This window comes from Mycobacterium sp. (genome assembly GCF_035314665.1).
GTDB lineage: Bacteria > Actinomycetota > Actinomycetes > Mycobacteriales > Mycobacteriaceae > Mycobacterium.
Genome location: NZ_DATFZD010000227.1, coordinates 1 through 2,331, shown reverse-complemented (window position 1 = coordinate 2,331; position 2,331 = coordinate 1). Strand labels below are relative to the sequence as shown.

The following is a 2,331-nucleotide window of genomic DNA, read 5'->3' as shown; positions in this document are numbered from 1 at the left end:
CTGCTGCGCGCCGGCGAACGCGCCCAGGTGCAGCGTGACTTCGTCGCCGCTACCGGCGCCAACCTGGTGACCGTCGATGCGGAAGCGACGTTCCTCGAGGCGCTGTCCGGGGTGACCAATCCCGAGGGCAAGCGCAAGATCATCGGGCGGCAGTTCATTCGCGCCTTCGAGGGTGCTGTGCGAGACACGTTGGAAAACAAAGATATTGAGTTCCTGGTGCAGGGCACACTGTATCCCGACGTGGTGGAGTCCGGCGGCGGGGCCGGTGCCGCGAACATCAAGAGCCACCACAATGTCGGCGGCCTGCCTGATGATCTCAAGTTCACCCTTGTCGAGCCCTTGCGACTCCTGTTCAAAGACGAGGTACGCGCAGTCGGGCGCGAATTGGGCCTGCCCGAGGAAATCGTTGCACGCCAGCCATTTCCGGGGCCGGGCCTGGCGATCCGCATCGTCGGTGAGGTCACCGCGGCGCGGCTGGATACGCTGCGCCGTGCCGACTCGATCGCGCGCGAGGAGCTGACCGCTGCGGGTCAGGACCAGCAGATCTGGCAGTGCCCGGTCGTGCTGCTCGCCGATGTCCGGTCAGTCGGCGTGCAGGGCGACGGCCGGACGTACGGGCATCCGATCGTGTTGCGGCCGGTTTCCAGCGAGGACGCCATGACCGCCGACTGGACGCGGGTGCCTTACGAAGTGCTGGAACGGATTTCGACCCGGATCACCAACGAGGTGGCTGAGGTCAACCGCGTGGTGCTCGATGTCACCAGCAAGCCGCCCGGCACCATCGAGTGGGAGTAGCGATGGCTGCTGCTGTCGACCCGTCGGTGCCGCCCAGTGGTACAGGCTGTGCCGAGTGTGACGCGGCCGGTGGTTGGTGGGTGCACCTGCGGCGGTGTGCGGCCTGCGGCCACATCGGTTGCTGCGACGATTCGCTGTCCCGGCACGCAACGCAGCATTGGCGACAGACTGGACACCCGATCATCCGGTCGTTCGAGCCGGGCGAGGACTGGTTCTGGGACTACGAGACCAATGACTACTACGAAGGTCCCGAACTTGCGCCACCGAAATCCCATCCCGACGACCAGACGGTCCCCGGTCCTCGCGATCGAGTGCCGCGCGACTGGGCCGACCTGCTCGGTCAGCAAGACGTCTGAGAGTTCACCTCGCCGAATCGACCTGGTCGGAGGAGTAGCCGATGACAGGCGTCGACTCGCCGTAGACGTCGAGGGTGTGGATGAAGCGGTGCAATCCCATCACCCCGGCGCAGGTGAAGCCAAGTTCGACAATCTGTGCCGCGGTGAAATGCTCACCCAAACGCTGGTAGAACTCGTCGTCCATTGCGTGGTGATCGGCGGAGAGCAGGTCGATGAACTCGACGGCCATCTGCTCCTGCGGCGTCAGCGCGCCATGGCCCGGCGCCAGCAGGCAGGCGACATCTTCGTCGGTGATCGAGTCGTGCTTGCGTGATTGGCTGCAGGGCTCGCACTCGCCCAGCTGGGCGCTGCGAATGCGCAACAGCTCCAGTATCCGGCCGCCTAGCAGGGTGCCGGCACCGAGGTGGGTCCTGGCCATGTTGACCTGTTCGAGCTGCGCGCTGCGATACGCGAAGATCTGCAGCGGAACCGGGGTCGCGTAGAGTCCGGCCGCGACGCCGGCCTCCACGATCTCGCGGGAGTGTGAGCTGAGCTCTTGCATCGGGATTGGCGCAATACGCGGCATCGAATCAGGCTAACTTTCTTTAGCGTCACCGCAAAGAACCGGCCTTGGGAGCACTCGATGTCCAGACTTGCCGGAAAGGTCGCGATAGTCACCGGAGGTGCCGGCGGGATCGGTGCGGCAACGGCGCACGAATTGGCGCGTGAAGGCGCCGCCGTCGCGGTCGTCGATATCGACGAGGCGAAGGCCGCCGAGGTCGTCGACGAGATTCGGCGGACGGGCGCGCGGGCGATCGCACTCGGCGGCGACCTCGCAGAAGAGCCGGCGGCCAGGCACGTCGTGCAATCCACGGTGGCGGAGTTCGGCCGCGTCGATGTCCTGCACAACAATGCGGCGCTGACCACCAGTAGCTTCCTGTCGCGGGATACCACCGTGACCGAGATGCCGCTGGACGTGTGGCAGCGGTCTTTGGAAGTCAACCTCGGAAGCCAGCTGCTGATGTGCAAGTACGTCGTGCCCGAAATGCGAAAGGGCGGAGGCGGTTCCATCGTCAACATGTCGTCGGGGGCGGCGCTATCGGGTGACCGGACCCGTTTGGCCTACGGTGTGTCGAAGTCCGGGGTGCACACCCTGACGATGTACGTCGCGACCAGTGAGGGAAAGCGCGGCGTGCGGGCG

Annotated in this window: 4 protein-coding genes; 3 read left to right on the top strand and 1 reads right to left on the bottom strand. The window is 65.6% G+C overall.

Translation table 11 applies throughout. The features are described from left to right. Both guaA and VKI00_RS16930 read left to right on the top strand, forming a co-directional pair. A partial coding sequence (guaA, locus tag VKI00_RS16935; protein ID WP_324439344.1) for a glutamine-hydrolyzing GMP synthase occupies window positions 1-795 on the top strand: 795 nt, incomplete at its 5' end. A 2-nt stretch (window positions 796-797) separates the two neighbouring features. Beyond that, entirely contained in the window at window positions 798-1,151 is a 354-nt protein-coding gene (locus tag VKI00_RS16930; RefSeq protein WP_324439342.1) for a UBP-type zinc finger domain-containing protein, read from the top strand. A 4-nt stretch (window positions 1,152-1,155) separates the two neighbouring features. Here the strand turns inward: VKI00_RS16930 and VKI00_RS16925 are convergent, their stop codons facing one another. Beyond that, window positions 1,156-1,716, bottom strand: coding sequence for a carboxymuconolactone decarboxylase family protein (locus tag VKI00_RS16925; protein WP_324439340.1), 561 nt, complete (start codon window positions 1,714-1,716; stop codon window positions 1,156-1,158). Between the two features lie 57 nt (window positions 1,717-1,773). Here VKI00_RS16925 and VKI00_RS16920 point away from each other — a divergent pair. After that, window positions 1,774-2,331 (top strand): SDR family oxidoreductase (locus VKI00_RS16920; protein ID WP_324439338.1); only part of this gene is annotated, 558 nt, incomplete at its 3' end.

Coding starts and splice junctions, on each gene's coding strand:
- VKI00_RS16925 (WP_324439340.1), bottom strand. CDS start 1,716: ATGCCGCGTATTGCGCCAATCCCGATGCAAGAGCTCAGCTCACACTCC.
- VKI00_RS16930 (WP_324439342.1), top strand. CDS start 798: ATGGCTGCTGCTGTCGACCCGTCGGTGCCGCCCAGTGGTACAGGCTGT.